Below are 26,528 nucleotides of genomic sequence, written 5' to 3' on the forward strand. Positions count from 1 at the left end.
TAAGCGGTGACTAGCTGTTGTCTTGTTGGTTAAGGAAGTCTTTGAATTCTTCCTCGTAGATATTAAACAGTACCATGGTCACGGCAAAAATAAGTGGGCCGTAGATAAGACCAATCAAACCAAACAGATGCAGACCACCCAGTAATGAGAAGAAAATCATAAGGGTATTCATGCCGGCGCTGCCTTGCATTAGCAACGGGCGCAATAGGTTATCTATAGAGCCAACGACAACTACACTCCACACCGTCAAAAAGATAGCCCAAGTCATATCGCCTGTTAAGAACAAGTACGCTGCTGCAGGAATCCAGATTAGCGCGGTTCCTACCACTGGAATGAATGATGCAAAGCCCATCATCGTTCCCCAAAATAGCCCAGGGAAGCCGGCGAGCCACATACCGATGCCGCCAGCCAAACCTTGAGCAATCGCCGTCATGAATGAGCCCATTACGGCTGATTTAGAAACTTGCTCTATCTCTGTCAATATTCGGTCTTCTTGGCTACGTGAAAGTGGCAGAATATGACGAATCGCAGAGATAATTTTGTCGTGGTCACGAAGCAGAAAAAACAACACAAACAGCATTAGGAAGAAGTTCATTAGGAAGTTGGTTGCGTCTCCTAAAATCTTTGCGCTAATAGCAACTAAGTTAGAGCCAAACGATGTGGCAAATTGCCCAATTTTCTCAGCGATGGCTTTGGGCTCGATTTTATCAAAAGGTAAGTACTCATTAACAATCGCTAAGCCTTTGATAACGAAAGGATGTTGGAATATATCTTGGATACCACCATTGGTAACCCAATTATATGTATTTTGTGAGAAAACAGAGCCTTGCTGAACAATGGCGGCAAACACAAATAAAAGCGGGATAACAATAATAAACGTCAAGACGACACATGACAGCAGTGCCGCCATATTGGGGTGCTTGGGAATTTTCTGCTCAAACCATTCGTGTATCGGAAACATGAGCAAAGAAATGATAAAAGCCATCACAATGGAATTGATATATGGCTCAACCAATAAGTAGCAAGCAAAAGCAGCGGCGAGTAAAGCAACCATTAGTACTCGGTGACTCGACGTTATTTTTACATTATTTGGCATGGTATTAGTCCAACTTACAGGTGACGTTTACGGTTTATGCCTTCAATGATGGCGTGTAACCTTTATTACTTTGCACTCTTAACTCTTTCAAGCTTATGACAATGCCGAATTAGAGCAGGGCGATGTACCTTGCTATAATGACTACAAATCAGTCGGTTATCAATCAAGAGATGAGCTATGGGTTGTTGCAACGGTGATAAAAAGTGTCAAACCGAGAAAAAAGCTAAGCGAATACCGTGGTTTGGCATTGTCGTTGGGGTATTAGCGATATTGGTTATTTTGAATTGGCAATAAAAAAGGACCGTTACGGTCCTTTTCTAAATGCGTTATCGCCGTTTTTAGCGATTATTTCGCTTCTTCTGCAAGAACAGCAAAACAGCGGTCAGCCGCTTCTAGTGTGGCATCAATCTCTTTTGAACCATGAGCGAGTGAAGTAAAGCTCGCTTCAAACGCAGATGGCGCAAGGTAGACACCGTGTTTTAGCATTAAGTGGAAGAAACGCTTGAAGCGTTCTACATCGCACTTCGTTACGTCTTCGTAGCAAGTTACTTTTTCTTGGTCAGTGAAGAAGAAGCCGAACATACCGCCCACTTGGTTAACAACTAGCGGAATACCGTGTTTTTCTGCTAGAGACTTAAAACCTTCAGCAAGTTGTTTCGTTTTAGAAGCTAGGCGCTTTTCGTTGCCTTCTTCTTTTAGAAGGTTCAAACATGCGTAGCCTGCTGCCATTGCGACAGGGTTACCGGAAAGGGTACCAGCTTGGTAAACTGGGCCTGTAGGTGCAACGTATTGCATCACTTCTTTACGGCCACCGAAAGCACCTACTGGCATACCGCCACCAATCACTTTACCCAGTGTCGTTAGGTCGGGTTTGATGTTGTAGTGTGCTTGCGCGCCGCCTAGAGCAACACGGAAGCCTGTCATTACTTCATCAAAAATTAGTAGCGCGCCCTCTTGATCACAGATTTCACGTAGCCCTTCGTGGAAGCCTTCCACTGGTGGAATACAGTTCATGTTGCCAGCTACTGGCTCAACGATGATACAAGCAATTTCGCCTTTGTTAGCAGCAAATAGCTCGCGTACAGAATCTAGGTCGTTGAATGTTGCTGTTAGCGTGTGCTTAGCAAAATCTGCAGGAACGCCAGGAGAGCTTGGTTGACCTAGTGTTAGTGCACCAGAACCTGCTTTTACTAGCAAGCTGTCAGCATGGCCGTGGTAACAACCTTCAAATTTCATGATCTTGTCGCGACCGGTGAAGCCACGTGCAAGGCGAATCGCGCTCATCGTAGCTTCAGTACCAGAACTTACCATGCGGATTTGCTCCATTGATGGAACAAGCTCAGAAACTAATTCTGCCATCGCGATTTCAAGTTCTGTTGGCGCACCGAAGCTAAGACCGCGTTGCGCTGCATCAATTACTGCCTCGCGGATAACCGCGTGGTTGTGGCCAAGAATCATTGGACCCCAAGAGCCAACGTAATCAATATACGCTTTACCATCGGCATCAAAAATCAGTGGACCGTCTGCTCGTTCGATAAATAGCGGAGAGCCGCCAACGCCGTTGAATGCACGAACTGGTGAATTGACACCGCCAGGGATGGTTTGCTGAGCTTTTTGATACAGCTCTGATGATTTGGTCATGGGGTTATCCTCTTTTGATTGCTCGGACCAAGTGGAGCGCATTGTACCTAGCTATAATCAAGTTAGAAACGTTTTGCTTAATTTATGTGTTGTTTCGCAGTGTAATCTTATATATCCGCATCTGTTATAAAGAATCGGCGGCGAATACTTGAACGAGTTTGTCAGGTATTGGATAATCGTCTCAATTAGCACAAATTTGACGTCTTGCTTCAGGCTTGACGCATTACACGAGTGAGAGAGGTCTTCGTGAGCGAAGTAAACGTACCATTATCTTTTTCTGACGCAGCAGCATCTCGCGTTAAAGCATTGATTGCTGAAGAAGAAAACCCAGCATTGAAACTGCGCGTATACATTACTGGCGGCGGCTGCAGCGGCTTCCAATACGGCTTTACTTTTGATGAAAATGTAAACGAAGGCGATACGACAATCGTAAACAGTGGTGTAACACTGGTTGTAGACCCTATGAGTCTGCAATATCTCGTTGGCGGTATTGTTGACTACACAGAAGGGTTGGAAGGAGCGCGCTTCTTCGTAAATAATCCAAATGCAACGACAACATGTGGTTGTGGTGCATCGTTCAGTGTGTAATTAACACCTAACAGGCAGCTAATGGCTGCCTGTGCTTTATGTAGAAGGATGTCACGTAAAGCGCACGCTCGCAGATATGCAGAGAAATAATAAAAAGGACTTTATATGTCTGGACTTTCTTTTGGACGCCGAATTGTCGAGCGCCCTTGGCTAGTATCTCTTATCCTCGTCTTACTTCTTGTTGCATGGCTAACCATCGGCCAACTCAAAGCACAAGATGATCATCCTAACTCTTCAACATCCACGAACACGACACCACTTGCAAAGGTGATGTTTGATACTTTTCTTGCCGAACCTACTAGTAAAACCATTGAATTGTATGGACGAACAGCGCCCAATCGTCAAGCGCGTCTTGGCGCTGAAGTTGCCGGTAAAATAGTCAGTCTTAACATAAAGAAAGGCCAAGCGGTCAAACAGGGACAAGTGATCGCAAACATCGATAAGCGCGACCTTGGCATTCAACTTAAACGAGCCCAGGCGATGCTGTTGGTTAAAGAAAAAGAGTTTAATGCAGCTAAATCGCTAAAAAGTCGAGGACTGCAAGGTGAGGTTGCATTTGCGACAGCGCAAGCAGCGTTGGTAGATGCACGTGCGAATTTGAGTAACGTGCAAACGGCTTTAAGAAATACTGAAGTTAAAGCGCCATTTGATGGCATCGTAGATCACCACTTTGTTGAGTTAGGTGATTTTGTCGGGATTGGCGACCCTATTGCGACGGTCATTGATTTGGATACTTTAGTGATTGAAGCCGATGTCAGTGAACGGCATATACAATACCTTAAGGAAGGCCTAGAAGCCGACGTAAGAACCATTAACCAACAGCATCATCAAGGTCGTGTGCGCTACATTGGACGTGTTTCTTCTGCTTCTACTAATACATTTCCAATTGAAATCGAAATTGATAATCAAGACGCAAGAATTCCTGCCGGTATGAGCGCAGAAGTACAGCTGCCGTTGAGTGAAGTGTTGGCAGTAAAGATTACGGCTGCCATGTTAGCACTAGATGAAGAAGGTAACTTAGGTGTCAAGACACTGCGTAATGAGCATGTTGAGTTTGTTCCAATTCAACTCGTTAAGGCCGAGGATGATGGTGTGTGGCTCTCTGGGTTAGGAGAGCGTGTAGACATTATCGTGCTGGGACAAGGTTTTGTGCGAGATGGTGATCAAGTACTGGCCAATAAAGTTGATGACGTAGTTATTGAAGCGGCTAATGAGCAGTAAGGAGCACCTATGTACACTCTGATTGATGCTGCGTTATCTCGTGCTCGCACTATGCTGACATTGTTGGTGATGATATTAATTGCAGGTGTCATTACTTACGTCACAATCCCCAAGGAATCGAGCCCTGATATTACCATTCCTATTATCTACGTTTCTGTTGGGCATCAAGGCATTTCTCCTGTCGATGCCGAGCGTTTATTGGTTCGTCCAATAGAGCAAGAGCTGCGTTCAATTGAAGGCGTAAAAGAGATGACCTCTGTGGCATCAGAAGGTCATGCTTCGGTGACGCTGGAATTTAGTGTCGGAGTGGATCTTGATAAAGCGATGGCAGATGTGCGTGATGCAGTTGATCTTGCGAAGCCAAAGTTACCAGAGGACAGTGATGAGCCGACGGTAAACGAAGTCACGTTTGCATCTGAAGAGCCTGTTTTGACCGTTGTGCTCTATGGCACCGTACCAGAGCGAACCATTGTTCAGATTGCCAGAACGTTACGTGATCGTTTGGAAAGTTTCCGTCAGGTTCTTGAGGTTGAAATCGCAGGAGATCGCGAAGACATCGTGGAGATAGTTGTCGATCCGCTATTGATGGAAAGCTACGGTCTCGATCAAGCGGACATCTATAATTTAATTGCCTTGAATAACCGAGTTGTGGCTGCGGGGTTTGTCGATACTGGGTATGGACGCTTTTCGGTAAAAGTCCCATCGGTTTTTGATTCACTGAAAGATGTGCTTGAACTACCGATCAAGGTGAATGGCAAAGAGGTGATCACTTTTGGCGATGTGGCGACAGTACGACGTGCATTTCGCGATCCTGAAAGTTTTGCTCGTTTAGATGGCGAATCTGCCATCGTTTTGGACGTAAAAAAACGGGCAGGGGAAAACATCATTGAAACGGTTGAGCTGGTAAAAGAAGTACTGGCTCTGGGACAGAAGCGCGCCGAGTGGCCCGACAATTTGCAAGTTAAATATACTTGGGATCAATCCGACGATGTCAAATTGATGCTCAGTGATCTACAAAACAATATCTTATCCGCAATTATCCTCGTAGTTATCGTCATTATTGCCATATTGGGGGTTAGGACCGCGCTTCTCGTGGGGATTTCTATTCCAGGATCGTTCTTGACTGGGTTGTTGGTGTTATCGGTATTTGGGCTGACGGTCAATATCGTCGTACTGTTTGCTTTAATTATGGCGGTAGGCATGTTGGTGGATGGTGCCATTGTGGTGACAGAGTTTGCAGATCGGCGCATGCAAGAAGGAACGCCACGTAAAGAAGCCTATCGAGATGCAGCAAAGCGAATGGCCTGGCCTATTACCGCATCCACAGCAACCACATTGGCTGCGTTTGCTCCGTTACTTTTCTGGCCAGACATCACTGGTGAGTTCATGAAGTACTTACCACTTACTTTAATTGCTACCTTGGCCGCTTCGCTGATGATGGCTTTATTGTTCGTTCCTGTCATCGGTGGGATCATTGGCAAGCCTCAAGTAGTCAATCAGAAAGCTCAGCGAGAAATGGTGGAGCTGCATAACGGCAACTTTGAAAAAGCGACAGGCATTACCAAGCTTTATTACCAGACTCTGTCGGTAGCGATTCGTCATCCATGGAAAGTCTTACTCAGCGCGATACTGCTAGCGGCAGGTGTCGGCTTCACTTACAACAAAGCTGGCTTGGGTGCAGAGTTTTTCCCTGAGGTGGACCCTGCCTTTTTTACCGTTAAAGTTCGTTCTTATGGTGACCTGTCTATTCACGAAAAAGATGTTGTTATGCGCGAAATCGAGAAGGTGATGCTCGGTCATGACGAGTTTGAAAGTGTCTACACGCGCACAGGATCGAGCGATAATGGGGACGAGATTGGCCAGATTCAAATAACGCCTGTGGATTGGCAGTATCGACGCAAAGTGAAAACCATTATTGAGGAACTAAAAGAGACGACAGACCGCTTTTATGGTGTTGAACTTGAGTATAAATTCCCGGACGCAGGACCGCCTGTCGAGCATGATCTCGTGATTGAAGTGTCATCACGAAATTTGAGTGTTAGTGCGTTAGATGAAGCAGCCAAAAAAGTACGACATTGGGCTGATGGTAATCCTGCACTGACCAACTTGAGTGATACCACTAATAAGGAAGGGATTGATTGGCAAATTGATATCCAGCGAGATGACGCCTCTCGCTTTGCAGCGGATGCTACTTTAGTCGGGAATACCGTCCAGTTTGTTACGAACGGCTTGAAAATAGGCGATTATTTGCCCGATGATGCGGATGAAGAAGTCGATATTTTGGTGCGCTATCCGCAAGATAAGCGCGACATAGGTCGATTTGATCAACTGAGAGTGAAAACGGCAGCTGGTCTGGTTCCGATTACGAATTTTGCTCAAATCAAACCAGATCATAAGCAAGACACTATTCGTCGGGTCGACGGTCATCGAGTTATCAATATTAAAGCGGATATGGTGGAAGGTTACAATTTGGCGCTTGAGTTACCTAAGATTGCCGCTGGAATGGAACAGCTCGACTTACCAGAAGGCATTGAATATAAGATTCGGGGTCAAAATGAAGAGCAGGAAAACTCATCAGCATTCTTGCAAAATGCTTTTATTGTCGCGCTTGGTGTGATGGCTTTGATTTTAATTACGCAGTTTAATAGCTTTTATCAAGCTTTCTTAATCCTTAGTGCAGTGCTGTTTTCTACCGTTGGTGTCTTCGCTGGGTTACTTATTTTCCAAAAGCCATTTGGCATCATTATGTCGGGAATTGGAGTGATTGCGTTGGCTGGTATCGTGGTAAACAACAATATTGTTTTAATCGATACTTATAATCAGATGCGTAAACGTGGCTTAGAAAAATCTGAGGCTATTTTGCGTACGGGTGTGCAGCGTTTAAGACCCGTTTTACTCACGACGGTGACCACCATATTAGGCTTATTGCCAATGGTGTTAGAAATGAACATCGACTTAGTTAATCAGAAAGTGGAGTTTGGCGCACCAAGCACTCAATGGTGGTCTCAGCTTGCGACCGCTGTCGCGGGTGGTTTGGCATTTGCGACTTTGCTAACGTTAGTTCTGACACCGTGTTTGCTTATGCTCGGGAGAGGGCATCACTCTGAACAGTAAGCTTTATCGTGATGATATCGACAAAACAAAAAGGGCAGCGAAGCTGCCCTTTTCAATACCTTGCCTTACTTCATTGCTAACAGTTTGCTGTAGCGTTCAAGCTTGTCCATGCTAACTTTCGCGTTTGCCATGAAAGTTTGTCTCGCTTTGCCTGTCAGGGATTTAGATTGTGGCAAATTCACCGTGCGTGGGTTTTTATGGACACCATTCACAAGGAACTCATAGTGCAAGTGGGGGCCTGTTACACGGCCAGTTCCGCCAAGCGTACCAATGGTTTGGCCTTGCTTAACGCGTTGACCAGCTCGTACAGTACGTTTGGTTAAGTGCAGGTACTTGGTAATGTAAGTATTACTATGTTTAATGAAAACGTAGTTACCATTAAATTTGTTGTAAGACGATTTTTGAACGACACCATCACCAGCCGCCCAAATCGGGGTGCCCACTGGTGCTGCATAGTCCGTGCCTCTATGAGGACGAACGCGTCCCGTCACTGGATGTAAGCGGCGTGGGTTGAAGTTAGACGAAACTCGACGGAAATCCAACGGCGCGCGTAAGAATGCTTTTTTCATTGCACGCCCATTTTCGTCGTAATACTTGCCACTTTTCTGATCCAATATTGCGGTAAAGGTATCGCCTTGGTTTTTAAAGATCGCAGCAATGATTTTTCCACGGCCGATTACTTCTCCTTCTACCACTTCCTCTTGGTAAAGTACTCGGAAGCTATCGTTTTTACGAATATCTAAAGCAAAGTCGATGTCCCAACCAAATATGCCAGCCAGTTCCATGATTTGGTTACCATTTAATCCAGAAGATATTCCTGCATTCCAAAAGTTTGATTTGATGGTGGCTTCTGCGTAGTTGTACTGGAAGTCGACTTCTTTCTTATCAACTTCAGAAACGTACTTGCCGTCTTTTAATGTGATACGAAAAGTCTCGAACGCGCTTAGTGTCCTTCTTAGCTGCACCAAGTCGTTATTTTCGTCAAAGCCAAATTGCAATCGGTCACCAGGTCGAAGCCGAGTTAACTGTTTTTCTACTTCTTTGTCTGATGACACCAGTTCATGTAATAGACGAGCAGAAAGCCCTACGCGACTAAATAAGATGGCAGCACTCTCGCCATTTTTTACCTTGTATGTCTCCCAGCGCAGCACGGCGGGAACCGCAGGCGATGAACTATTTAGTGCACTGAGTTCGAGGGAAACTGGCACAGGATAATGTTGACCAACTTTTAATCGGCTCTGCTGCGGGTCTAGGTCTTGCGGATCAGGTAAAAAGAAGAGCGCGAAGATAATCAACGCACTAAAAAAACCGATCAATACTTTGTGCAAGAGTGGAAGTCGGACAAAAATCGAATGCATGAGGTACTTGATTGCTAAATTAAACGGAAAAAGTGACAACTACCTAGTCTAACGTGTTTCAAAATGCATCGCTATTCAAGTAATATGTTCAGCTATTATATTTTTGCCAAATCTGTGGGAGTGAACAAGAATGGCGAGCATTGAAGCTGCACTAGCCGAGATTAAGCGCGGTGTTGAAGAGCTGATTCCAGAAGAAGAGTTAATCGCAAAACTAAAAGAAGACCGTCCTCTACGTATTAAATTGGGCGCTGATCCAACAGCACCTGACATTCACCTAGGCCATACGGTTATTTTCAATAAGCTTCGCTTGTTCCAAGAACTAGGTCATGAAGTGACGTTCCTAATCGGTGACTTCACTGCAATGGTTGGTGACCCAACAGGTAAAAACACAACTCGTCCACCGCTAAGTCGCGAAGACGTATTGCGTAACGCTGAAACGTACAAAGAGCAAGTGTTCAAAATTCTCGATCCTGCAAAGACTAAAATTCAGTTTAACTCTGAGTGGCTGTCTGAACTGGGCGCAGAAGGTATGATTCGCCTTGCGGCAAACCAAACCGTTGCTCGTATGCTAGAGCGTGACGACTTTAAAAAGCGTTACGCGGGTGGTCAGCCAATTGCTATTCATGAGTTCATGTACCCACTTCTACAAGGCTGGGACTCAGTAGCAATGGAAACGGATGTTGAATTAGGTGGTACAGACCAGAAGTTCAACCTTCTAATGGGTCGTGAACTGCAAAAGTCTCACGGTCAAAAACCTCAGGTTGTACTGATGATGCCGCTTCTAGTGGGCCTTGATGGCGAGAAGAAGATGTCTAAGTCAGCAAACAACTACATCGGTATCAGCGAAGCGCCAAGCGAAATGTTTGGTAAAATCATGTCTATTTCTGATGACCTAATGTGGAGCTACTACGAGCTGCTCTCTTTCCGTCCTCTGGAAGAGATTGCTCAATTCAAAGCTGATGTAGAAGCGGGCAAAAACCCTCGTGACATCAAAGTATTGCTAGCAAAAGAAATTATTGCTCGTTTCCACAGTGAAGCCGATGCCGATGCAGCAGAGCAAGAATTCGTAAACCGTTTTGCGAAGAACCAAATTCCTGATGAAATGCCAGAGTTTGACTTTGACGCAGGTCGCCCAGTGAGTAATCTGTTGAAAGAAGCAGGTTTATGTCCATCATCGTCAGATGCGATGCGCATGGTTAAGCAGGGCGCTGTGAAGATTGATGGTGAAAAAATTGCGGACAGCAAATTTGCTCCAGAAGCGGGTACTTACGTGTTCCAAGTAGGTAAACGTAAATTTGCTCGTATTACTATTCAGTAATCCATAATGACTGCAAATGAAAGCGTCCGAAGGGCGCTTTTTTTGTATGAAAATTTAGCAAAAACGGCAAAGTAAAACTTCCATACCTGATGAACTTTGCTACTATACTTGCGCTGCCAATAATGGCAGCGCTATCGGAGATTTACATGAACAATACCGACCATCCTCCCAGTCGTTGGGTGAGTAAGATTAAGGGAGCGAAATAACCCGCTTCGGTATTGGCGATCTCCGCCTTACCTAAGTGGTGAGGCATCTTTTCTAATTTTTTCTCGTTATTTCCTTCATACATTCTGAATAGACAGTGCATTCGCATTGGTTTTCTCTGTGCATCTTATTTGTTGTCTGACTTTTAGCGTGCGAGAGTGGCTTTTTCATGCTTTGTCGATGGTCGTTACCAATGCCAATCGGGAGATTCGCCATGACGGTAATGAACAACACTTTTATTGAAACAACACCAAACTTTTCTGAAGTAGAAATTGGTGCAGCTCGCAATGCATTCTTGCAGTATGAGCAAGAGCAACAAGTCCATTTGCTTACGGTTATGCCGATTGATGAGGCTGTAGGTATTTTACAGCATTGCTCTGTCGGCTATGTGAATAGTCTTATTGCTCAACTTGAGCAAGCAGGTCATGACAAACGCGCACGTCATTATGCTCACCAACTGGGTCTGCATATGTCTGAAGTTGATACACCCGATGGTTATTTATCAACTAGTGTTTTAGGGCATGTAAAACAGCGTATTGGATGGATCATTGCGCTGGCTCTTTTAGGGATAGTGTCAGGCTTGATCATCGCTCAGTATGAGGACACCCTTAGTCAGCTTGTTTTACTTGCAGTGTACATGCCAGTGATTGCAGCTGCTGGTGGTAACACAGGAACACAAGCAGCAACTTTGGTGATTCGTGCTCTTGCTACTGGAGAGTTAAAAAAACGCCAATGGTTAGAAGTTTTGTGGAAAGAGAGCCGAGTCGCTCTATTTATTGCGCTAGCAATCGCTATCGTGATGATTGGACGCATTATGTTATTTAGTGCAGGACAATCAACAGGAGGCTTTGAACTGACCGATATCGCTCTGGCAATAGCAGTTGCGCTGTTCATTCAAGTCACCATTTCTACAACATTGGGCGGGCTGTTGCCAATTATTGCACGAGCTTGCAAGTTGGACCCTGCCGTATTGGTGAGTCCAGTTCTTGCGTCTATCGTCGATATTTCAGGAATGTGGATTTACTTTAACGTGGTGAACTATTTCTTAGGTATTGCCTGACTAAAGTTCACAATGTCATTGTAAAAAAGCTGCTCAAAATGTGTAATCGGGGCGATGACAGGAGTGTTGTCGTCCCGTTTTTCTGGGAAGTAGTCTGAAACAAACTGAACAAAAATGGTGTTAGGTTGACCATTTTTATCCAAGCCATATCCAGCCATATTGTAAGTCCCGTAGATAGAGCCACTTTTCGCGATCAGCTGTCCTTTAATTGGAAGTTTTCGCATACTTTGTCGGTACTTTAATGTGCCGGATTCACCTGATTTCGGCATGATGGCAATCAATTTGAGTTCGTTTTCATGCTTCCAAATATAGCGCAGCATTTCAGCCATCTTGGTCGCGGAGATCCGGTTATTTCGCGAAAGTCCTGAGCCGTCTTCTAGGCGCGCATTACGAATATCAATACCAGTGTTGGCGAAAATGATCTGCTTGATCGCTTCTGTCCCGTTAGTAAAACTGCCTGGCTGAACGAAAAATTTAGCGCCAAGTGTTTTGGTTAATGTGTCGGCAATTAAGTTGTCAGAGTTTTTGAGCATATCTTCGAGAATGTCTGGTAAGGCTTTTGATTGATGCATTGCGATGAGCTTTCGCTGCTTTTCTGGCGCCGTACCGACCCTAATCTTTCCCGATACCCCAATGTTGAGCTCCTTGAGCAAAGCCGCCAACCTTTGACTGGTGTAACGCTCAGGGTCTTGAACCGCAAATTTCAGTGGCAATGGTTTGTCTCTTTCAACCAAGCACCCTGTTAGCTTGTAGTTGTTATCGGGATTTGCAACTAAACCTAAGTCACAATGACGACTTTTCTTAATGGTTTTAGAAACTGTTTCTACGGTACTTGTGACACGAATAGGTTGATGCTCTGGTACGTAGACCCGCGTTCCACCATCTTTTTGTGTATAGATAGAGGCTTGTACACAGTTGTTATTGAGTGTGATGGTCGATGCCGGAGCGCTGTAGCAAACTCCCAAGATATCCCACGGCCAGCCCACCGCACGGTTATAACCAGTGAATGCGCTGTTATCGAGCCATAGGTCACCGTTAATCCGTTTTAAGCCATTTTTCTTAGCTAGAGTGAGAAGTGATTTTAAGTCGTTGGTTTGGAGTGTTGGGTCGCCGACAAAGTAAATCACTGTATCTGAGTTCGACGTTTCCAGCTTGGTTCGAAACCGGAAATTATCACCCAGTTCTAGCTTTGCGGCTAATGCGGTGACGATTTTTAATGTACTCGCTGGTGGGAACAGTTGTTCGGTAGGATGAACACCGTCAAGCTCAGCATTTTCACTGAGTTTTTCCGCAACTAAACTGATGCGGGCGCCTTCAGGCAACACCTCTTGATGAGGGTACGCTTGTGAAAAAGCAGAAAGTAATGAAGAGAATATGAGCAAGGGCCAACGTAAACGCATAATGATACTTTCTAAGGTGAGTTATGTGATTGAGTATACGCAAGTCCTTTCAATATGCTAGGTAACTAAAGAAATGCTTCAAATGTCTTCATGAATGAGACACGAGAGAAAGGCGCGCTGCTTAAAATGAAGTATAAAAAATGCCCGCTTAAAGCGGGCATTCGATATTCTAGTCAAAGACCGGAATTAGAAGTCGTAACGTAGACCTAGAGCTAGCTCGTCTTCAGCATCGATCTTAGTTGCAACTGTTTTGCTCGTGTCAGTTGAACCAAACTTGTCACCTGCATCAATCAGGTTGAAGTTGTAAGAAATGTAACCACGGAAGTTAGGCTTGAAGTAGTAAGAAGCATCAACAGCGAAGTTGTTTGCAGAAGTTTCGTTGTTAGTTTCTGCATTGTTGTATGATGTTGTAAATACTGTTTGGCCTAGAGTGTAAGCACCCGCTAGCTCGTAACCAGTGTAATCAACTGTGTTACTGTTGTTTGAATCTTCCATTTTCTCGCCGTCAGTGAATACACCAGCGAAGTAAAGATCAGACATTGTGTAAGATGCAGCTAGCATGTACTCGTTAGCTTTGTCTTGATCTGCGTAACCAGCACCTAGCTCAAGACCAGTGTCAGCTAGAGCGTAGATTGCAGATAGAGAGTAACCGTCTTGTTTGTTGTCGTAGTACTCACCAGTGTTTTTGTTTTCCATACGATCAGCGAAGCGGTAGCTTGCTTTTACGCTTAGGTTTTCAAACTGGCCTTTGTAAGCCATCATGTTGTCTGTACGGTCTGATACAGCTAGTTTGTCTGCTGCAGAGTTACCGTGGTAAGCCATGATATCTGTGAAGTCAGTGATAACGCCTAGTGCACCTTCAGTTTTACCGTATGCGAACTCACCGTAAGCACCGCCAAGACCAGCGTAAGCAAGACGAGTTTCTAGATCGCTCTTGTCGTCGCCGTCTACAGTACCGTTTTGAGCAGTCTCAAATTCACCTTCCCAGAAACCAACACCGTATAGGTTGTCATTGATTTCTTGTTTACCAAGGAAGTTTAGACGGATGCGAGATTTGTCTTGAGCGTCGCCATCTTTCATAGATAGACGTGCTTCAGCACGGCCGCCCATTTCTAGAGAAGTACCGTCTTGGTTGTAAAGTTCAGCTGCGTTTACGCCAGTTGCCATAGCTGCTGCAGATACAGAAAGAGCAATTAGAGTCTTTTTCATCTTATTTGTCCTAGTTAGCTGTCCATAATCATTGTTGTATGGGGGAGAGGTGATCTCTCACAAGTTGTTGGTCCAAAATTGGCTAATTGAGCGATATAGTTCGCACTTGTAAGCCATTGATCTAACAACTCGCTGGACATGTTTTACTGCTAAAGTTTCCGTATGAGTTAGTAAAATGATATAAATCCCACTGATGAACACTGTTCAATTGTGCGTTGTTTTTATTTAACTTACTGTTTTTGATTGAAATTATTGGCAATGACATTGGTCTGACATTGATTAGTTTTTATCTTTTTTGAGGTTTTTGGTGTAATGAACAGTGTTGTTTTTCAATAAATTGAGAAGGTGATTCGCCCTAGAACCGCTCTAAAAGTGAGTTATATCATTATGCCGAAAAGGCATAGTCTTGCTGTCTTTCGAATTAAGATGATTTCGTCCGGGAGTTTGTTTACACTAAACGAAATACATCTTTAAGCGCACTACCCAGTCCTATGACAGGGTGGGCTTTTTTTGTCCAAAGACCCATTTGGGCTTGAGGTTATAAAATGGAAAAAGTTCCAATGACACTACGTGGCGAGCAAAAGCTACGTGCAGAACTCGATCGTCTACTTAAACTACGTCCTCAGATCTCAGAGGCAATTGCTGAAGCTCGTGAGCTAGGTGATTTAAAAGAGAATGCTGAATATCACGCCGCTCGTGAAGAGCAGGGCATTTGTGAAGCACAAATCCGTGACATTGAATACAAACTGTCAGTTGCTCAAGTTATTGATGTAACGAAGATGGAGAACACGGGTAAAGTTATTTTTGGTTCAACCGTAACCTTGATTGATATTGACACCGAAGAAGAAAAAACGTACCAAATCGTTGGTGATGACGAAGCCGATATCAAAGCAGGTCGCATTTCAGTGAGCTCACCTATTGCTCGTGGCCTGATTGGTAAGATGGAAGGCGATGAAGTTGCTATTCAAACTCCGGGTGGCGCGAAAGACTTCGAAATTGACCGAGTAGAATATATCTAAGTCGTTTGGAGTAGCATTACTACTCTGATAAAACGCAAAAAGGTCGCCTCAGGCGACCTTTTTTCTTCAGCAACGTAAGTAGAGTTACTTACGAGGGATTTCGATTTTACGCTCTTCAGACTGGCGATATAGCACAAGCACTTTACCAATAGTCTGAACTTTTTCAGCGCCCGTCTCACGTACGATAGCGTCGATGATTAGCTGTTTTGTTTCACGATCTTCCGAAGCAACTTTTACTTTGATAAGTTCGTGATGGTTAAGAGCGATTTCAATTTCTGCTAGCACGGCTTCTGTAAGTCCATTTGCGCCCATTAGCACAACAGGTTTTAAACTGTGAGCTAGGCCTTTAAGGTGCTGCTTTTGTTTGGTGCTTAGGTTCATTACGCGGCCAATTTTCTTTAAAATAAGGGTTGAAAAAAGCTATTTTAACGCCATCTATTGCTGAAGACTATAATTTATTGAGTAATAGGTAGCGCCTATTAAAACAATAGCTCCAATTTGTGCCTTGTTGGGATTAAAATGAGTAAACAAAAACATTCGGCTAGTTCTGGTCGTTGGTTGAAAGAACACTTTGATGATAAATACGCGAATGAAGCCCGAAAAAAAGGCTACCGCTCACGTGCTTATTTCAAGATCGATGAGATTCAAACGAAAGATAAATTGTTAAAGCCTGGAATGACAGTCGTCGACTTGGGGGCCGCGCCGGGCGGATGGTCTCAATATGCTGCTAAGATAGTAGGGGACAGTGGGCAGATCATTGCGTGTGACTTGCTTCCTATGGACCCGATTGCTGGCGTTAGCTTTTTACAAGGCGACTTTCGTGATGATGCGGTATTGGACGCTTTGCTAGAAAGGATCCAACCTTCCATGGTAGACGTAGTAATGTCTGATATGGCGCCTAACATCGCGGGAAACAATTCTGTTGATCAACCTCGCGCTATGTATTTAGTTGAATTAGCTTTAGATATGTGTCGACAAGTTCTAGCGCCTAATGGTAGCTTTGTCGTAAAGGTTTTCCAAGGGGAAGGCTTCGATCAGTATGTGAAAGAAGTCCGAGACATGTTTAAAGCCGTAAAAATTAGAAAACCAGACTCATCGCGAGCTCGCTCTCGAGAGGTCTTCGTCGTAGCCACTGGTTACAAAGGTTAACCATTTTGCTCTCTTGAGAGCGTGTTAACACTATAGCTACAGTTAATGAACTGTAGTACCCTACCTTTAATTACAATTAGTTATCGAGAGGCTTACACCTTGAGTGACATGGCAAAAAATTTAATTCTGTGGCTTGTTATCGCCGTCGTATTGATGTCGGTATTTCAGAGCTTTGGCCCTGGAGAAAGCAATGGCAGAACCGTGGATTACACCACGTTTGTACAGGAAGTTGGCCAAGGCCAGATTCAAGAAGCAACTTTTAAAGACGGTGAAATTAGCTTTGTTCGTCGTGGCGGCGGTGCCAAAATGGTCACTTACATGCCAGTGTATGACCAAAAGCTTCTAGATGACCTAATTAACCAAAACGTGAAAGTACAAGGCACGCCTCCAGAAGAGCAAAGCTTGCTTGGTACTATCTTCATCTCTTGGTTCCCAATGATCTTACTAATTGGTGTATGGATTTTCTTCATGCGTCAAATGCAAGGCGGCGGTGGTAAAGGCGCCATGTCTTTTGGTAAGAGCAAAGCTCGAATGATGAGCGAAGAACAAATCAAGACAACTTTTGCTGACGTTGCTGGTTGTGACGAAGCAAAAGAAGACGTGAAAGAACTGGTGGACTACCTACGCGATCCAAGCCGCTTCCAAAAACTAGGCGGTAAGATTCCAACGGGTGTTCTAATGGTTGGTCCTCCTGGTACGGGTAAAACGCTTCTAGCGAAAGCCATTGCCGGTGAGGCGAAAGTACCATTCTTTACTATCTCTGGTTCTGATTTCGTAGAAATGTTCGTTGGTGTTGGTGCATCTCGTGTGCGTGACATGTTTGAACAAGCAAAGAAAGCTGCACCTTGTATCATCTTTATCGATGAGATCGATGCGGTAGGCCGTCAACGTGGCGCAGGTGTTGGTGGTGGTCATGATGAACGTGAACAAACACTAAACCAAATGCTCGTTGAGATGGATGGTTTCGAAGGTAACGAAGGTATTATCGTTATCGCTGCGACTAACCGTCCGGACGTGCTAGACCCTGCGCTACTGCGTCCTGGTCGTTTTGACCGTCAAGTGGTAGTTGGTCTTCCAGATGTACGTGGCCGTGAACAGATCCTAAAAGTTCACATGCGTAAGGTCCCTCTAGCGGGTGATGTAGAGCCTTCTCTCATCGCACGTGGTACTCCAGGCTTCTCTGGTGCTGACCTAGCAAACTTAGTTAACGAAGCAGCCCTGTTTGCTGCGCGCGGTAACAAGCGCAACGTTTCTATGGTTGAGTTTGAACTGGCGAAAGACAAAATCATGATGGGTGCTGAGCGCCGTTCAATGGTGATGTCTGAGGAAGTGAAAGAGTCAACCGCATACCACGAAGCGGGTCACGCGATTGTTGGTCGCTTGGTTCCTGAACACGATCCAGTGTACAAAGTGTCTATCATTCCACGTGGTCGTGCGTTGGGTGTAACAATGTACCTTCCAGAGCAGGACCGCGTGAGCATGTCTCGCCAACACCTAGAATCAATGATTTCTAGCTTGTACGGTGGTCGTTTAGCAGAAGAACTTATCTACGGTGCTGACAAAGTATCAACCGGTGCTTCTAATGATATCGAGCGCGCAACAGATATTGCTCGTAAGATGGTTACTCAATGGGGTTTCTCTGAAAAGCTTGGTCCTCTGCTGTATGCAGAAGACGAAGGCGAAGTGTTCTTAGGACGTAGTGTAACTCAGACTAAACATGTGTCTGACGATACAGCGAAGTTGATTGATGACGAAGTTCGTCAGATCATTGACCGCAACTACGATCGTGCGAAGAAGATTCTTCAAGAGAACATGGATATCATGCATGCGATGAAAGATGCGCTGATGAAGTATGAAACCATTGATGCTCGCCAGATTGATGACTTAATGGAGCGCAAAGCTGAAATTCGTGAGCCTGCGGGCTGGAGTGATAACTCAGCAAGCAAACCAGAAGACAGCGACAAGCCTCAAGCAAAGCAAGAAGTTAAAGAAGAAGCAACGGAGACTGCGAAAGATGCAGAACAGCCTAGCTCTTCTGAAACAACTTCTAACGAAGCGCCTGAAAAGAAAGACTCTGAATAAAGAGTATCGATAATATTAAACCCCGAGTTATCTCGGGGTTTTTGTGTTTATGATGATGATTACAGCAAATAACAAATCTTTGGACCTTTCGCGTCCACATGTCATGGCCATTCTAAATGTGACACCGGATTCCTTTTCGGATGGCGGTAAATACAACTCAATTGAACTTGCTCTTGCTCAAGTTGATAAAATGATAAAGGCTGGTGTAAGTATTGTTGATGTTGGTGGTGAATCGACAAGACCTGGTGCACCGGATGTGTCTTTGGAAGAAGAGCTTAGGCGTGTTGTCCCAGTAATCAAAGCCATTCGTGAAAAGTATGATGTGTGGATTTCCGTTGACACCAGTAAAGCAGAAGTGATGCGTCAAGCAATTGATGCTGGGGCTGATTTGATCAATGACATCCGCTCGCTGCAAGAGCCAGGTGCTCTGGAAGTCGCAGCAGAAGCAAACCTTCCAATTTGTCTGATGCATATGAAAGGTCAGCCTAGGACCATGCAAGTTGACCCTCATTATGATGATTTAATGGGGGACGTGTCGGCTTTTCTAGAAGAACGTATCGCGGCGTGTGAAGCAGCAGGGATTGATAAATCTCAACTGATTCTCGATCCTGGGTTTGGCTTTGGCAAAACAATCGAACACAATTATCATATGCTTGCTCATCTTGAAAAGTTTCATGAATTCGGCCTGCCTATTTTGGCTGGCATGTCTCGTAAATCCATGATCTTCAAACTGTTAGACAAGCCAGCGGCAGAGTGTACGAACGCAAGTGTCGTTTGTGCTACGATTGCCGCGATGAAAGGCGCGCAGATCATTCGCGTGCATGACTTTGAAGAGACAATCGAAGCGATGAAAGTTGTTGAGATGACGAAAAACAATATTTAAATATAATAAAGGAAAGTTTATGTCGAATGAAAGACGTTACTTTGGTACTGACGGTGTGCGCGGTAAAGTAGGACAATACCCAATCACTCCAGACTTCGTACTTAAGCTTGGCTGGGCTGCTGGTCGTGTACTAGCGAAACAAGGCACAAAGAAAGTTATCATAGGTAAAGATACACGTATTTCAGGTTATATGCTTGAATCTGCACTAGAGGCAGGCCTTGCAGCTGCGGGACTTAAAGCAACATTTACTGGTCCCATGCCAACTCCAGCTGTGGCATATTTAACTCAGACTTTCCGTGCCGAGGCTGGTATTGTGATTTCTGCATCACATAACCCATATTACGACAACGGAATTAAATTCTTTTCTTCTGAGGGTACTAAGCTACCTGACGATATCGAATTGGCGATCGAAGCTGAGTTAGATAAAGAAATTGAATGTGTGGAGTCTGCTGAGCTTGGTAAAGCAACCCGTCTAAATGATGCAGCTGGTCGTTACATCGAATTCTGTAAGAGTACTTTCCCATCTGAGTTGAGCCTTGCGAACTTTAAGATCGTAGTAGACTGTGCGCACGGTGCAACGTACCACATCGCTCCAAATGTCTTCAAAGAACTTGGGGCAGAAGTTATCGCTATGGGCGTAGAGCCTAACGGCATCAACATTAATGAAAAAGTGGGCGCAACAGACGTACGAGCACTTCAACAGCGTGTTGTTGAAGAGCAAGCGCACCTTGGTCTCGCATTTGATGGTGATGGTGACCGCATCATTATGGTCGATCACCTAGGTAACAAAGTTGATGGTGACCAAATTGCTTATATCATCGCTCGTGATGCTCTTCGTCGTGGTGAGCTAAAGGGTGGTGTTGTTGGTACACTAATGACTAACTTGGGTATGGAAAATGGTTTAAAGCAGCTAGGCATTCCGTTTGTACGTGCCGCTGTTGGTGACCGTTATGTCATGGAGCAACTGCTAGAAAAAGGTTGGAAAATTGGTGCTGAAAACTCAGGCCATGTGATCTTATTAGATAAAGTCACAACCGGCGATGCGATTGTTGCTGCACTTCAAGTACTTGCTTCTGTAATTGGCAGCGATATGTCTTTATATGAACTATCGCAAGGAATGACACTATATCCTCAGGTTTTAGAAAATGTCCGTTTCTCAGGAGAAAGTAACCCTCTTGAAGCTACAGCTGTATTAAACGCTGTCGCTGAAGTAGAGGCGACACTTGGTGATAAAGGGCGTGTACTGCTGCGTAAGTCTGGCACTGAGCCTTTGATCCGCGTTATGGTGGAAGGCGAAGATGGTGAACTAGTTCAACACTCAGCATTGAAAATCGCTGAGGCTGTTAAAGCAAGTTGTTAATCATTGCGTTAAAGCATGTCTTGAATGAAAAGGGCATCTTTTGCCCTTTTTTTGAGCGCTTAACGCATTGGCATTGATTTTTTACTAATTTTCCCTTGTCAGCGTTACTGGCTTTCGCTAGTATTGCTCCGCCTCCCGTTAGGAGGTCGCTAGCCTTGTTCATAATGATTTATTCTTTTGAACGGCGCTGGCTCAACAATTTGGAACATAGGTGGAAAAAATGTTTTCAGTTCTACTTGTGATTTACCTGTTGGCAGCGCTTGGTGTGATTGGCCTTGTGTTGATTCAACAAGGTAAAGGCGCAGATATGGGAGCCTCGTTCGGTGCTGGTGCTTCAAACACAGTGTTTGGTGCTGGCGGCTCAGGTAATTTCTTAACCCGAACAACTGCTATTTTAGCAACCGTATTCTTTATCGTTAGCTTGTTACTTGGTCGTATGTCTACGCACCAGACTGAATCACAATGGGTAGACCCAACGTTAGGTCAACCAGTTGTTGAACAAGTTAAGGATGCAGCGAGTGAAGTTCCTGCCCCAGCGGGTGATGAAATTCCTCAATAAGCTGTAAGGTTTTGATGCCGAGATGGTGAAATTGGTAGACACGCTAGCATGAGGTGCTAGTGCCTTAGGTGTGAGGGTTCGAGTCCCTCTCTCGGCACCATGTATTTACAAACTTGTAAATCACTTGTTTGCGAGTATAATGCTCAGCAAGTCGGACGCGGGGTGGAGCAGCTTGGTAGCTCGTCGGGCTCATAACCCGAAGGTCGTCGGTTCAAATCCGGCCCCCGCAACCAATCTCTTTCTTTAAAAGGAAATCGTAGATTGGCAAGTTTGCGTAGTGCTAACCACACTACGAGTTAAGAAAAGCAATTGTTGGCTATTCTTAACGTATCAGGGTCCAGCAGCATAAAACCCCGACTATCGGGGTTTTTTGTTATCTGAGCTTTTTGAAATAGCTCAGATACTGCTTGGTTTTTTGATTGGGCTCTGAGCCCTTTTTTTGTTTCTGGAGTGGTTAAATGACTGGTTTAGAAAGACAACTTACTGAAATGCTTGACGCGCCAGTAGCGGCATCAGGTTATGAGTTAGTTGGATTAGAATTCATTCGTGCAGGCGCGCACTCAACGTTACGTATCTACATTGACCATGAAAATGGTATTAACGTAGACGACTGTGCAGAAGTTAGCCACCAAGTTAGTGCAGTTTTAGACGTTGAAGATCCAATTTCTGTTGCTTACAGCCTAGAAGTGTCTTCTCCAGGTTTAGAAAGACCACTTTTTAAAGCAGCACATTACGAGCAATTTATTGGTCACGAGGTCAGCATCGTATTGAAAATGGCTGTAGCAAACCGTCGTAAGTGGAAAGGTATTATCCACGGTGTTGATGGCGAAACAGTGACAATTACTGTAGACGGTCAGCAAGAAGAGTTTGCTCTAAGTAACATTTCCAAAGCTAACCTGATCCCTAAATTTTAGTTCCCTAAAAAAGTTTAAGCTTAGAGGCTAAATACAATGAGTAAAGAAATTTTAGCGGTAGCAGAAGCGGTATCGAACGAAAAAGCGGTACCTCGTGAGCGTATCTTTGAGGCTCTTGAGATTGCTCTAGCAACTTCTACAAAGAAAAAATACGAAATCGAAATCGACGTACGTGTTGCCATTGACCGTAAAACCGGTGAGTTTGTAACTTACCGCCGTTGGTTAGTTGTTGATGACGTTGAGAACCCTACAAAAGAGATCTCACTAGAAGCAGCGCAATACGAAGATGACTCAATCGAGCTTGGCGACTACGTAGAAGACGAAATCGAATCAGTAACGTTTGACCGTATTACGACTCAAACTGCTAAGCAAGTTATCGTACAAAAAGTTCGTGAAGCTGAGCGCGCACAAATCGTTGAACAGTTCATCGACAATGAAGGTGATCTAATCACTGGTGTCGTGAAAAAAGTAAACCGTGACACAATCGTGCTTGATCTTGGTAATAACGCTGAAGCGGTAATCCTGCGTGATGACCAACTTCCTCGTGAAAACTTCCGTCCAGGCGACCGTGTACGTGGCCTTCTTTACAAAGTCGCGCCTGAAGCACGTGGTTTCCAATTGTTCATCACTCGTTCTAAGCCAGAAATGTTGGCAGAACTGTTCCGTGTTGAAGTGCCTGAAATCGCAGAAGATATTATCGAGTTGAAAGGCGCGGCACGTGATCCTGGTTCTCGCGCTAAGATCGCTGTCAAAACAAATGACAAACGTATCGACCCTGTAGGTGCGTGTGTTGGTATGCGTGGTGCACGTGTACAAGCTGTTTCTGGCGAACTTGGTGGGGAGCGTATCGATATTGTGCTTTGGGATGATAACCCAGCTCAATTCGTTATCAACGCAATGGCGCCAGCTGATGTTGCTTCTATCATCGTTGATGAGGATGCACACTCAATGGACATCGCAGTTGAAGCTGACAACCTAGCGCAAGCTATCGGTCGTAACGGTCAAAACGTGCGTCTAGCATCTCAACTAACAGGTTGGGAACTGAATGTTATGACAGTTGCTGATCTTCAGAAGAAACACGCTGAAGAATCACAAGCATCTATTGAAAACTTCATGAAGTACCTAGATATTGAAGAAGACTTCGCTCAACTTCTTGTTGAAGAAGGTTTCTCAACGCTAGAAGAAATCGCATACGTGCCAGTTAACGAGCTACTAGAAATCGATGGTTTGAATGAAGAACTAATCGAAGAGCTTCGTGGACGTGCAAAAGATGCACTAACGACGATCGCACTAGCACAAGAAGAGTCTTTTGAAGGTCTAGAACCAGCTGAGGACCTACTTGCACTTGAAGGTCTTGAGCGTGAGATGGCATTTAAATTGGCAGCGAAAGGTGTAGCGACACTGGAAGATCTTGCTGACCAAGGTATTGACGATTTAGAAGGTATCGAAGGCCTGACCGAAGAACGTGCAGGTGAGCTAATTATGGCCGCACGTAACATCTGTTGGTTCGGCGAAGAAGCATAATTTTCGGCAAGGAGGAAGCGGCATGACACAATTAACAGTTAAAGCACTGAGTGATGAGATTGGTACGCCAGTCGACCGCTTGATTGAACAACTTGCTGACGCTGGCATTAAAAAGGCGAGCTCTGACAATGTTACTGATGAAGAGAAGCAGAAGCTTCTCTCTCATTTAAAGAAAGAACACGGTGATAAATCAGGTGATTCAGAGCCGACTCGCCTTACGCTTCAGCGTAAAACTCGTAGTACACTTAGTGTGAACGCGGGTGGTGGTAAGAGTAAGAATGTTCAGGTTGAGGTGCGCAAAAAACGTACATACGTGAAGCGCAGCACAATTGAAGATGAAGCGAAACGTGAAGCTGAAGAAGCAGCACAACGTGAAGCAGAAGAAGCAGCAAAACGTGCAGCAGAAGAAGCTGCAAAACGTGAAGCTGAAGAAGCTGCGAAACGTGAAGCTGAAGAAGCTGCAAAACGTGAAGCGGAAGAAAAAGCGAAACGTGAAGCTGAAGAAAAAGCGAAGCGAGACGTAGATACGAATGCACAACGTAATGCTGAAGAAAAAGCAAAGCGTGATGCTGAAGAGAAAATTAAGCAAGAAGCAGCGCGAAAAGAGGCCGACGAGCTTAAACGTCGTCAGGAAGAAGAAGCTAAGCGTAAGGCTGAAGAGGAAAGTCAGCGCAAGCTTGAAGAAGCTCGCGAATTGGCTGAAAAGAATAAAGAGCGTTGGTCTGCTGCAGAAGAGAAAAAGGGTGATATGGAAGATACAGATTACCATGTAACGACTTCACAATACGCACGTGAAGCCGAAGATGAAGCAGATCGCAAAGTAGAAGGCGGTCGTCGTAAGAAGAAAAAAGCAGCTTCGGGTAAAGACGACCAAGCTCGCGGTGGCCGTAACAACCAACGTGGCGGTAGAGGTCGTAAGGGCAAACTTGCTAAGCCGACTTCAATGCAGCACGGGTTTGATAAGTCAGCAACGGTTGCTAAGCAAGACGTTGTAATTGGCGAAACGATCGTTCTATCAGAACTTGCTAACAAGATGTCGGTTAAAGCGACAGAAGTTATCAAAGTAATGATGAAGATGGGCGCTATGGCGACTATCAACCAAGTGATCGACCAAGAAACAGCACAACTTGTTGCTGAAGAAATGGGCCATAAAGTAGTTCTTCGTAAAGAGAACGAACTGGAAGAAGCGGTACTATCTGACCGTGACACTAACGCGGAAGCAGTTCCACGTGCTCCAGTTGTTACTATCATGGGTCACGTTGACCACGGTAAAACGTCAACACTTGACTACATCCGTCGCACACACGTTGCTTCTGGCGAAGCGGGTGGTATTACTCAGCACATTGGTGCGTACCACGTTGAAACAGACAACGGCATGATCACGTTCCTTGATACTCCTGGACACGCAGCGTTTACTGCAATGCGTGCTCGTGGTGCTCAAGCGACAGATATCGTTGTTCTTGTAGTTGCAGCAGACGATGGCGTAATGCCACAAACAGTAGAAGCGATTCAGCACGCGAAAGCGGCAGGCGTTCCTCTAATTGTTGCTGTGAACAAGATCGATAAAGAAGACGCGAACCCAGATAACGTTAAGAACGAGCTTGCTCAATACGACGTTATTCCTGAAGAGTGGGGCGGTGAGAACATGTTCGTTCACATCTCTGCTAAACAGGGTACAAACATCGATGGTCTTCTAGAAGCAATCCTTCTTCAGTCTGAAGTTCTTGAACTTACAGCTGTAGCTGAAGGCATGGCATCTGGTGTTGTTGTTGAATCTCGCCTAGATAAAGGTCGTGGTCCAGTTGCAACAGTACTTGTTCAATCAGGTACACTAAACAAAGGCGACATCGTTCTTTGTGGTCAAGAATACGGCCGTGTTCGTGCAATGCGTGATGAGCTAGGTAAAGAAATTACTTCGGCTGGCCCATCTATCCCTGTAGAGATCCTAGGTCTTTCAGGTGTACCATCTTCAGGTGATGAAGCAACAGTAGTTCGTGACGAGCGTAAAGCGCGTGAAGTAGCTAACTACCGTGCTGGTAAGTTCCGTGAAGTGAAACTTGCTCGTCAGCAGAAATCTAAACTAGAGAACATGTTCTCTAACATGACTGCTGGTGAAGTTGCTGAACTTAACGTTGTACTTAAAGCAGACGTTCAAGGTTCTGTAGAAGCAATCGCAGACTCACTAGTTAAGCTATCTACTGACGAAGTTAAAGTGAACATCGTTGGTTCTGGTGTTGGTGGTATTACGGAAACTGACGTAGTACTAGCGGAAGCTTCAAACGCAATCATCCTTGGCTTTAACGTTCGTGCAGATGCTTCTGCTCGTCGTGCTGTTGAAGCCGCAGCTGTTGACTTACGTTACTACTCAATCATTTACCAATTGATTGACGAAGTGAAACAAGCAATGGGCGGTATGCTTGCTCCAGAATTCAAGCAAGAGATCATTGGTCTTGCTGAAGTTCGTGACGTGTTTAAGTCACCGAAACTGGGCGCTATCGCTGGTTGTATGGTTACAGAAGGTGTGATCAAGCGTAACAACCCAATCCGTGTACTACGTGATAACGTTGTTATTTACGAAGGTGAACTAGAGTCACTGCGTCGTTTCAAAGATGACGTTCAAGAAGTTAAGAATGGCTACGAATGTGGTATCGGCGTTAAGAACTACAATGATGTTCGCGTTGGTGACCAAATCGAAGTCTTCGAAATCGTTGAAATTAAACGTACTCTAGACTAATTGACTAAAATTACTAATATTGTCTTTGAAAGATAAGTAGTAATTGGTTGTTGAATACACCATGGGGGGCTGGCTTTGACCAACCCCCCATTCTT

Annotated in this window: 20 protein-coding genes and 2 tRNA genes; 16 read left to right on the forward strand and 6 right to left on the reverse strand. The window is 44.8% G+C overall.

Going from position 1 to position 26,528, the window contains the following annotated elements; translation table 11 throughout:
• Positions 1–10 precede the first annotated feature (10 nt).
• Complete coding sequence (locus R7044_RS13570) at positions 11–1,096, reverse strand: AI-2E family transporter (protein ID WP_005386541.1); 1,086 nt, start codon at positions 1,094–1,096, stop codon at positions 11–13.
• A gap of 345 nt (positions 1,097–1,441) precedes the next feature.
• Positions 1,442–2,737 (reverse strand): glutamate-1-semialdehyde 2,1-aminomutase, encoded by a 1,296-nt coding sequence (gene hemL / locus R7044_RS13575; RefSeq protein WP_005380032.1) that lies wholly within the window; start codon positions 2,735–2,737, stop codon positions 1,442–1,444.
• A 246-nt stretch (positions 2,738–2,983) separates the two neighbouring features.
• On the opposite strand from hemL, the gene erpA reads away from it, so the two are divergent.
• From erpA to vmeK, 3 genes are all read left to right on the forward strand, one after another.
• Positions 2,984–3,325: an iron-sulfur cluster insertion protein ErpA gene (gene erpA, locus R7044_RS13580; protein WP_005380031.1), complete on the forward strand. Its 342-nt coding sequence runs from the start codon at positions 2,984–2,986 to the stop codon at positions 3,323–3,325.
• Between the two features lie 105 nt (positions 3,326–3,430).
• On the forward strand, positions 3,431–4,546 hold the full coding sequence (locus tag R7044_RS13585; protein ID WP_005380030.1) for an efflux RND transporter periplasmic adaptor subunit: 1,116 nt from the start codon (positions 3,431–3,433) through the stop codon (positions 4,544–4,546).
• 9 nt (positions 4,547–4,555) lie between these two features.
• Positions 4,556–7,660 carry a multidrug efflux RND transporter permease subunit VmeK gene (gene vmeK / locus R7044_RS13590; RefSeq protein ID WP_225455629.1) on the forward strand — a complete coding sequence of 1,035 codons (3,105 nt, stop codon included), beginning with the start codon at positions 4,556–4,558 and terminating at the stop codon, positions 7,658–7,660.
• A 65-nt stretch (positions 7,661–7,725) separates the two neighbouring features.
• Here vmeK and R7044_RS13595 read toward each other — a convergent pair whose 3' ends face one another.
• On the reverse strand, positions 7,726–9,018 hold the full coding sequence (locus R7044_RS13595; protein ID WP_033905576.1) for a peptidoglycan DD-metalloendopeptidase family protein: 1,293 nt from the start codon (positions 9,016–9,018) through the stop codon (positions 7,726–7,728).
• A gap of 130 nt (positions 9,019–9,148) precedes the next feature.
• On the opposite strand from R7044_RS13595, the gene tyrS reads away from it, so the two are divergent.
• Positions 9,149–10,336 (forward strand): tyrosine--tRNA ligase, encoded by a 1,188-nt coding sequence (gene tyrS, locus R7044_RS13600; RefSeq protein WP_017820416.1) that lies wholly within the window; start codon positions 9,149–9,151, stop codon positions 10,334–10,336.
• Between the two features lie 418 nt (positions 10,337–10,754).
• Positions 10,755–11,600 carry a magnesium transporter gene (locus tag R7044_RS13605; protein WP_005380062.1) on the forward strand — a complete coding sequence of 282 codons (846 nt, stop codon included), beginning with the start codon at positions 10,755–10,757 and terminating at the stop codon, positions 11,598–11,600.
• Here R7044_RS13605 and dacB read toward each other — a convergent pair.
• A complete protein-coding gene (gene dacB, locus R7044_RS13610; protein ID WP_017635897.1) occupies positions 11,579–13,000 on the reverse strand; it encodes a serine-type D-Ala-D-Ala carboxypeptidase in 1,422 nt (473 codons plus the stop codon). The genes R7044_RS13605 and dacB overlap by 22 nt on opposite strands.
• A gap of 186 nt (positions 13,001–13,186) precedes the next feature.
• Positions 13,187–14,209, reverse strand: a complete 1,023-nt coding sequence (locus R7044_RS13615; RefSeq protein ID WP_005380064.1) for a porin — start codon at positions 14,207–14,209, stop codon at positions 13,187–13,189.
• Positions 14,210–14,754: 545 nt separating this feature from the next.
• Here R7044_RS13615 and greA point away from each other — a divergent pair.
• The gene (greA, locus tag R7044_RS13620) at positions 14,755–15,228 is read left to right on the forward strand and encodes a transcription elongation factor GreA (protein ID WP_005380065.1); all 474 of its coding nucleotides are present in this window, start codon (positions 14,755–14,757) and stop codon (positions 15,226–15,228) included.
• 84 nt (positions 15,229–15,312) lie between these two features.
• Here greA and yhbY read toward each other — a convergent pair whose 3' ends face one another.
• The gene (gene yhbY, locus R7044_RS13625) at positions 15,313–15,609 is read right to left on the reverse strand and encodes a ribosome assembly RNA-binding protein YhbY (protein ID WP_005380066.1); all 297 of its coding nucleotides are present in this window, start codon (positions 15,607–15,609) and stop codon (positions 15,313–15,315) included.
• Positions 15,610–15,747: 138 nt separating this feature from the next.
• Between yhbY and rlmE the strand changes: the two genes are divergently transcribed.
• The 10 genes from rlmE (at position 15,748) to infB (ending at position 26,433) form a co-directional block, all read left to right on the forward strand.
• Positions 15,748–16,377, forward strand: a complete 630-nt coding sequence (gene rlmE / locus R7044_RS13630; protein WP_104975562.1) for a 23S rRNA (uridine(2552)-2'-O)-methyltransferase RlmE — start codon at positions 15,748–15,750, stop codon at positions 16,375–16,377.
• Positions 16,378–16,485: 108 nt separating this feature from the next.
• On the forward strand, positions 16,486–18,459 hold the full coding sequence (gene ftsH, locus R7044_RS13635) for an ATP-dependent zinc metalloprotease FtsH (protein ID WP_017635895.1): 1,974 nt from the start codon (positions 16,486–16,488) through the stop codon (positions 18,457–18,459).
• 52 nt (positions 18,460–18,511) lie between these two features.
• On the forward strand, positions 18,512–19,342 hold the full coding sequence (gene folP, locus R7044_RS13640; protein ID WP_017820419.1) for a dihydropteroate synthase: 831 nt from the start codon (positions 18,512–18,514) through the stop codon (positions 19,340–19,342).
• Between the two features lie 19 nt (positions 19,343–19,361).
• On the forward strand, positions 19,362–20,702 hold the full coding sequence (glmM, locus tag R7044_RS13645; RefSeq protein ID WP_005388992.1) for a phosphoglucosamine mutase: 1,341 nt from the start codon (positions 19,362–19,364) through the stop codon (positions 20,700–20,702).
• Between the two features lie 220 nt (positions 20,703–20,922).
• The gene (gene secG / locus R7044_RS13650) at positions 20,923–21,261 is read left to right on the forward strand and encodes a preprotein translocase subunit SecG (protein ID WP_005380080.1); all 339 of its coding nucleotides are present in this window, start codon (positions 20,923–20,925) and stop codon (positions 21,259–21,261) included.
• Between the two features lie 16 nt (positions 21,262–21,277).
• A tRNA-Leu gene (locus tag R7044_RS13655) sits at positions 21,278–21,361 on the forward strand.
• Positions 21,362–21,417: 56 nt separating this feature from the next.
• Positions 21,418–21,494: transfer RNA gene (locus R7044_RS13660), tRNA-Met, on the forward strand.
• 225 nt (positions 21,495–21,719) lie between these two features.
• Positions 21,720–22,175 carry a ribosome maturation factor RimP gene (rimP, locus tag R7044_RS13665; RefSeq protein ID WP_005386424.1) on the forward strand — a complete coding sequence of 152 codons (456 nt, stop codon included), beginning with the start codon at positions 21,720–21,722 and terminating at the stop codon, positions 22,173–22,175.
• A gap of 36 nt (positions 22,176–22,211) precedes the next feature.
• Positions 22,212–23,699, forward strand: a complete 1,488-nt coding sequence (nusA, locus tag R7044_RS13670) for a transcription termination factor NusA (RefSeq protein ID WP_005380084.1) — start codon at positions 22,212–22,214, stop codon at positions 23,697–23,699.
• A gap of 22 nt (positions 23,700–23,721) precedes the next feature.
• On the forward strand, positions 23,722–26,433 hold the full coding sequence (gene infB / locus R7044_RS13675; RefSeq protein ID WP_005380086.1) for a translation initiation factor IF-2: 2,712 nt from the start codon (positions 23,722–23,724) through the stop codon (positions 26,431–26,433).
• Positions 26,434–26,528 lie beyond the last annotated feature (95 nt).

The organism is Vibrio sp. 1402, assembly GCF_033340275.1.